This window comes from Aliiglaciecola sp., from assembly GCF_039982535.1.
GTDB lineage: Bacteria > Pseudomonadota > Gammaproteobacteria > Enterobacterales > Alteromonadaceae > Aliiglaciecola.
The window spans coordinates 119,545-126,266 of sequence record NZ_JBDWYG010000019.1 but is presented as its reverse complement, the minus strand read 5'-3'; the positions used below and the strand labels follow the sequence as shown (position 1 = coordinate 126,266).

Sequence of the window (6,722 nt, the reverse complement as noted above, 5' to 3'; positions counted from 1 at the left end):
TCCGATACCCCTTATTATCATTGTGTATCTCGCTGTGTTCGGCGCGCTTATTTGTGTGGAGAAGATAAACTAACAGGGAAAAGCTATGAGCATCGTCGTCAGTGGGTAGAGGACAGGTTGCTATTTTTAACCACCGTATTTGCCATTGAAGTCTGTGCCTATGCGGTGATGAGTAATCACACCCATGTGGTGTTACATGTGAATTCAGACAAAGCAAAACACTGGACGGATAGAGAGATTGCGCTGCGCTGGCACAAGCTTCACAAAGGCACCTTGCTCTCGCAAAGGTTCGCCTCAAAAGAAGCTCCAGAGTTCACCGACGCTGAACAAATCACGCTACATTCAACCTTGTCAGTCTATCGAAGTCGATTAACCGATATTAGCTGGTTTATGCGAGAATTGAATGAGCCGATTGCTCGACAAGCGAACCAAGAAGACGACTGTACCGGTCACTTTTGGGAAGGACGATTCAAATCACAAGCACTGTTAGATGAGCATGCCTTAGCAGCCTGTATGGTGTATGTGGATTTAAACCCTATACGAGCAAAAATGGCCACAACCCCAGAGTCATCTAATCACACCAGTATTCAACGTCGTATTCACGATTTTAAAAAAGGGTATCAGCCATCTACATTAATGCCCTTTATTGGTAACCCAAAAGAGCCACAACCGCAGGGGTTAACCTTGAGCTTAATCGAATATATGAAATTAGTTGACCTATCTGGTCGCAGTCTTAATCCTGATAAACGAGGGGCAATTGATATAGGGGAATCACCCATTTTGCAGCGTTTAGGAATGGATGAACACACCTGGCAAGATATGTTTTTAACGTTTGAAACTAATTTTAGTGTGGCTGCTGGACAAATAGACACTTTAAAACGCTATAAACGAAAACGGCGGCAAAAGAGTTCTTTAGTCTAACGTTTCCCCTAAAGTCACTTATTCATTTCAATTGTTTCATTACACAAGAAATACTCTTTAAATCACCGTAATTTCAACTCAAAAGCGCACATTCGGCAAAAAATGAACTTGTCTCCTCTGTTTATCTAAATAATGGGCGTATTAAAACCTTTTTGATAGAAACCATTAATAGTTATGAGCCACGGTCTTTACTACTTAGAAAGGTGACTGTCCAAATCTAGACTGAATAAGCTTAAATCTAGAATACTTAAAAGATGCCTGTCCATACCTAGAAAATAATACCTAGAATAGACTAAATCTAGAAAAAGCTACTGCAGTTGTGGATTATTCAGTTGGGTTATGTGCAGTAATTCTCCAGCGGGGCCCCATAGGTAAAAAACGCTAGCCCAAGGTTCGTTTTGAATCTCTGATAATTTGGTTTTGTATTGTGACTTTTGGGCTAATGCGTAGGCTTCTTGAATATCGCTAACGCATATTTGCAGCATTAAGTTTTCAGCTAGTTGCTGATTATAAAAGCGTTGTATAAAGAAATAACACTCGCCGTTTTTGCACAAGGTTAGATCGTCAGTGACGTAGTCACAATTAAATCCCAGTTGATTATAAAAACTAATTGATTTGTCATAATCTAAACTGGGAATAAATACTTTTATATCTTCAACCTGCATTCGGCGGCTTCCTGATGTTTACTCTTCAGAGTCCGCAGGTCTTGCTTTTTTGCGCATGGGTATGTGACCCACATCAACACCTTCTTGGGCGCGGATACGCTTTTGCGGTTTAGGCGCATTTTGAGGCGCGACTTTTTTGGCTTTTTTCTGTGGGGCACCTTTTAGTGCTCGTTGTTTAAGGGGTTTAAGTCCCTTGAACTTTCCTTCTAGCCCTTCAAATACACTAAAGCTAATACTTTGTTGCAAAATGCCTTTAATGGCGATAAAACTTTGCCAATCTTTAGGTCCAACAAGCGACGCAGCGTTGCCTTTATTACCGGCTCGACCAGTACGACCGATACGGTGAATATACTCGTCTGCCAGTTTGGGCAGGTCAAAATTGATTACCCACTCAACTTTTCTAAGATCTAAGCCTCGTGAGGCTACGTCAGTGGTGACTAATACTTGATGCTGACCACGACTGAAGGCATTCATAATGTTACTTCGTTGAGATTGGCTTAAACTGGCGCTCAAAGCTGCGCTATCTATGCCATCGGCCGACAATAATAAGGACAATTTCTCAGTGTCTTCTCTGGTCGCTGTAAACACAATGACTTGTTTGTTATCTGCATTTTCTAGCAATTTTTTGAGCAATAAAATTTTATGATCTAAATGGTCAGCCAAGTAAAATTGCTGTTCTATATCGAGGTGTTGTTCTCTTGAGTCGCCCACACTAATGCGTTGAGGGGCATTCAACATTCTTTCGGTTAAATAATGTAACTCTGCGGAATCTAAAGTGGCAGAGAACATCATAGTTTGACGCTTTCTATGATCAGCACAGCGGTCAATTAATTTTAATTCATCGGCGAAACCTAAATCTAACATACGATCGGCTTCATCTAAGATAAGCAATTCTAGCCCATTCAAATATAGACTTTTGCCTTTTACATGATCTGCAATTCGACCCGCTGTTCCTACCACAAATTGTGGGTTGCGTTTTAATGCTTTAACTTGGTCATTGAAGTTTTCACCACCTAATATTAGAGTCGCAAAAATATTTTGATTAGCAATCAACCATTTGAGCTGCATGAACACTTGTTTTGCCAACTCTCGGGTCGGTGCTAAGATCAGTACTCTAGGATCTTTTCTGCTCAATGCCCGTTGCTTAAATACACGTTGTAAAGCCGGAATCAAAAACGCCAGTGTTTTCCCTGAGCCAGTTTTGGAGGAAGCAAGCAAGTCTTTGCCCAGCAAGCCCTGGCCAATGGCTTTAGCCTGAATGTCAGTGGCTTCTTCAAATCCTTTTACTTCTAAGGCTTTTAAAATTCTATGGTCTAAGGGGAAATCGTTAAATTGCAAAGTTAGTTCTCTTTAAGGGCTTGAGTTTGGTCAAATTGAGATATTAACACAGAGATATAGTTTTCATCTGAAAACTTCTCCCAATCGCAACTGGGATATCGTGCTTGTAAATGATCTCGCTGGGCTTGATTGCCCTCAATGATTTTATCATCCCAAGCTAATCCATAAACCCCAATAAGGTCGCTTAATAGTTTCTGAAGGGATTTATCTTTGATCATTTTCATATTTCTAGCTATCACTTCAGTCAAATCTGATGTTGCAGCTTCATCTATTCTTGCAGTATAGACCGCTTTCAAAATTTCGAACGTCGCTGTTTTTATGCCAATTTCTGAGCGTTTAAGTTTTCGTTCTATCCGTCCAGATAAACGCGTAAATAAATCTAACTTGTCTTGATACAAAAAACTTAATAATAAATTTAATCCACTGGTTAATTCACCTGAACGGCGCATTAGTTTTTCATTGCGTTCTAAAGCGCTGGCATATAGACGTTCTGCTTCTGGATAATTCCCCTCAGATAAGGCGATGTTGCCGAGACTGTTCTCGACAACCGCAAATATATTCTCCATTTCATATTTTTCTGCGGTATTAAACGCCAAATTATAAAGTTGCTTGGCGCGAGCATTATTACCTAACTTCGTTTCTACTATGCCCAGATTTAACATAGGTGAAATTTTAGCTCTTTCCGTTTTGCTATTTTCTAAACTACATGCGTAACTTATTTTAGCTTGCTTAAGAAAACCAGAACGACGCATCCAAATGCCGATACCGTTAAACGTTGTAGAGCTATGTTCTTGGAAAAATGCTGTATTTTGTAGTTCACTTATTTCTAAAAGGGTTAAATAGATCTGCTGTAAATTTGCCACTCTTATTGCGGCAATTAATTTTGCATCATACCAATCCGCTAACGTTTCCCGACTATCAATGTTTAATAGATGATTTTGGTTACTTAAAATGGCTAGGGATCTTTCTGGTAAAACAGATAAATAGTCTCTGGCTTCTTGTAACTTATCTTGAATAGGCATGGCTAAGATTTGTTTATTTGCGTAGCAAGGAAAAACAAAAATCAAATACAATGCAGCCTTAAATATTGCTTTGTTCAAAATGAGTCTCGAGTTAAGTGTGTTTATAAATAGCGAAGGAGTAGTTCGTAGATTGTAATGGAACGGGGTTTAAAAGTAATCAATTTAAGTTGACCGTAAACAATAATTGATTGAGATAAGGCAATTTAAGTATCGTTAATCTTAACCTGTCTATACAGGGATTAGGTTGGAGCGGGTAATTAAATTTTTTAAAAAATACAAAGAAAATAGTGCAATTGAGGGCAGGGAACATATCCCTCAATTGCACTTTAAAACTGGTTTAAAATACCATTTCTTTAACTGAGTCGCTGACGACTAGTTTTCCAGCTGTTTTTTCTTTTACTTCATCTACAGACACGCCAGGCGCAAGCTCTAATAAATGAAATGCACCGTCTTTGACTTCAACCACGGCTAAATCAGTAATAATCTTGTTGATACAATTCACGCCTGTTAAGGGTAACGTGCAACTCTCCAATAGTTTTGAGTTACCATATTTATCTGCGTGGGTCATGGTCACTATGATGTTTTTAGCACCGGCGACCAGATCCATAGCTCCGCCCATGCCTTTTATCAATTTACCGGGGATCATCCAAGATGCTATGTTGCCGCTAGAGTCGACTTCAAAGGCACCTAACACGGTAAAATCTACATGGCCGCCTCTAATCATTGCAAAGCTTTCAGCAGAATTAAAAATAGACGCTCCAGTAATAGCAGTGACGGTTTCTTTTCCTGCGTTTATCATATCAGCATCAAGTTGCTCTTCGGTTGGGTTTGGTCCCATTCCTAATAAGCCATTTTCTGATTGCAACATCACAGCAACGTCTTCAGGTACATAATTAGCTGCAAGAGTTGGAATACCAATACCAAGATTCACATAATCTCCGTCTTGAAACTCTTGAGCAACGCGCATAGCAATTTGATCTCGAGATAAAGCCATTAGATTTCTCCTTGAGTTTTTGCAACAACACGACGTTCAATTCGTTTTTCAAATTCACCTTGGATGACTCGATTCACATAAATACCTGGAGTCTGAATTTGACTTGGTGGAATAGCACCTGGAGGAACAATCTCTTCTACTTCTACAATAGTGATTTTGCCTGCCGTTGCTGCCATGGGATTAAAATTCTGGGCAGTATGACGATAGATACAGTTTCCAAAAATATCCGCTTTCCAAGCTTTGACGATAGCAAAGTCGCCAGTAATGGACTCTTCTAAAATATAGGGACGGCCATTAAACTCTTTAACTTCTTTGCCTTCACCAACTGGAGTACCGTAACCCGTTGCCGTATAAAATGCTGGAATTCCAGCCCCACCGGCGCGCATTTTTTCAGCTAAGGTGCCCTGAGGAGTAAGTTCAACTTCTAACTCACCGTCTAATAATTGCTTTTCAAATAAGGCGTTTTCTCCCACATAAGAAGAAATCATTTTGCTTATTTGTTTATCTTCAAGTAACAAGCCTAACCCAAAGCCATCAACACCACAGTTGTTGGAAACAACGGTAAGATCTTTGGTTCCCATAGCCTTTATTTGGGCAATTAAACCTTCGGGGATACCACACAAACCAAATCCACCGGCAATAACTGTCATGCCGTCTTGTAAGCCTGCTAATGCGTCATCATAGCTGGTAACAACTTTATTAAATCCGCTCATAAAAGCCTCTTCTTTACATAAATTTAACTTAGTATTAATCCAACTTGAATTAAAGTGAAATTGATTTAATATGCCTATTAATAAATATTTTTTATCAATAGGTTCAGTTAATGTTGTCCTACAAACAATTGCAATGTTTTATAACGTTGGCGCGCTCTAGCACTTTTGCAGAAGCGGCAGAAAAAGTGCACCTATCACAACCTGCGTTATCCACATCAATTAAAAAGCTAGAAACTTTTTTGGGCGGCGCACTATTTTCGCGAACCACTCGTAAAGTTCAACTGAGTCATGAAGGTAGGGAGTTCGTGCCCGTAGCTAAACGATTAATGCATGATTGGGAAACGGCTATTGCTGACATGCAAGATTTGTTTGCCATGCAAAGAGGGCGGCTAACCATTGCAGCTATGCCATCTTTTGCCAGCAGTATTTTGCCTGGCGTATTAAAGTCGTTTCATCAAAAATGGCAAGACATCAACCTAACGATTCGTGATGTGGTGATGGAAAATGTGATTGACTCGGTTCGTGATGGGCGGGCTGAAATTGGATTTACCTTTGAAAATGATCAGTTGGATGGATTGGATTTTCACCCTTTGATGACTAACAAGTTTATTGCGGTTGTTGCCTCAAATCATCCTCTTTCAAAATGTGCAAAAGTAACTTGGCAGCAATTGTGTGAGTATCCGTTTGTGGTATTGAATAGGGGCTCATCAGTAAGGAAATGGATAGAAGACTTTGCACAAATTAATCGTATCGATTTGAATATTGTGGCTGAGGCTAATCAATTGGCGACCTTAGGCGAATGCGTAAAACAAGATATTGGCGTCTCAGTTGTACCGGGTATTTGTCAGCAGCAATTCAGTCATACGGAACTGGTGTGTTTACCCATTGAAGGTGAAAATCTAGTTCGACGAATTGGGATGGTTAAGGCATCAAGAAAATCCCTGTCTGTGCCAGCTGAAACCTTATGGCAATTACTCATTCAAAAGAGTTAATCCAGAATAGCTATTTCAAAATAGTAAATTCAAAATAGTAAAGACAAGAAACATCACGATTACTAACCAATATAAAG

The 6,722-nt window shown here is 39.7% G+C and carries 7 protein-coding genes; 2 read left to right on the top strand and 5 right to left on the bottom strand.

What is annotated here, in order from left to right; genetic code table 11:
* The coding region (locus tag ABJV04_RS04535) for a transposase (protein WP_348490113.1) at positions 1–921 on the top strand (921 nt) is incomplete at its 5' end.
* A gap of 308 nt (positions 922–1,229) precedes the next feature.
* Here the strand turns inward: ABJV04_RS04535 and ABJV04_RS04530 are convergent.
* The 5 genes from ABJV04_RS04530 to ABJV04_RS04510 all read right to left on the bottom strand — a co-directional run bounded on the left by ABJV04_RS04530 (position 1,230) and on the right by ABJV04_RS04510 (position 5,653).
* A complete protein-coding gene (locus tag ABJV04_RS04530) occupies positions 1,230–1,586 on the bottom strand; it encodes a lactoylglutathione lyase (protein ID WP_348490112.1) in 357 nt (118 codons plus the stop codon).
* Between the two features lie 18 nt (positions 1,587–1,604).
* Entirely contained in the window at positions 1,605–2,924 is a 1,320-nt protein-coding gene (locus tag ABJV04_RS04525; RefSeq protein ID WP_348490111.1) for a DEAD/DEAH box helicase, read from the bottom strand.
* A 2-nt stretch (positions 2,925–2,926) separates the two neighbouring features.
* Positions 2,927–4,024, bottom strand: coding sequence for a tetratricopeptide repeat protein (locus tag ABJV04_RS04520; RefSeq protein WP_348490110.1), 1,098 nt, complete (start codon positions 4,022–4,024; stop codon positions 2,927–2,929).
* Positions 4,025–4,283: 259 nt separating this feature from the next.
* Complete coding sequence (locus ABJV04_RS04515; RefSeq protein WP_348490109.1) at positions 4,284–4,940, bottom strand: CoA transferase subunit B; 657 nt, start codon at positions 4,938–4,940, stop codon at positions 4,284–4,286.
* Positions 4,940–5,653 (bottom strand): CoA transferase subunit A, encoded by a 714-nt coding sequence (locus ABJV04_RS04510; RefSeq protein WP_348490108.1) that lies wholly within the window; start codon positions 5,651–5,653, stop codon positions 4,940–4,942. Before ABJV04_RS04510 ends, ABJV04_RS04515 begins: the two co-directional genes overlap by 1 nt.
* Before the next feature lie 110 nt (positions 5,654–5,763).
* Between ABJV04_RS04510 and ABJV04_RS04505 the strand changes: the two genes are divergently transcribed.
* Complete coding sequence (locus ABJV04_RS04505; RefSeq protein WP_348490107.1) at positions 5,764–6,645, top strand: LysR family transcriptional regulator; 882 nt, start codon at positions 5,764–5,766, stop codon at positions 6,643–6,645.
* The last annotated feature ends 77 nt before the right edge of the window (positions 6,646–6,722 follow it).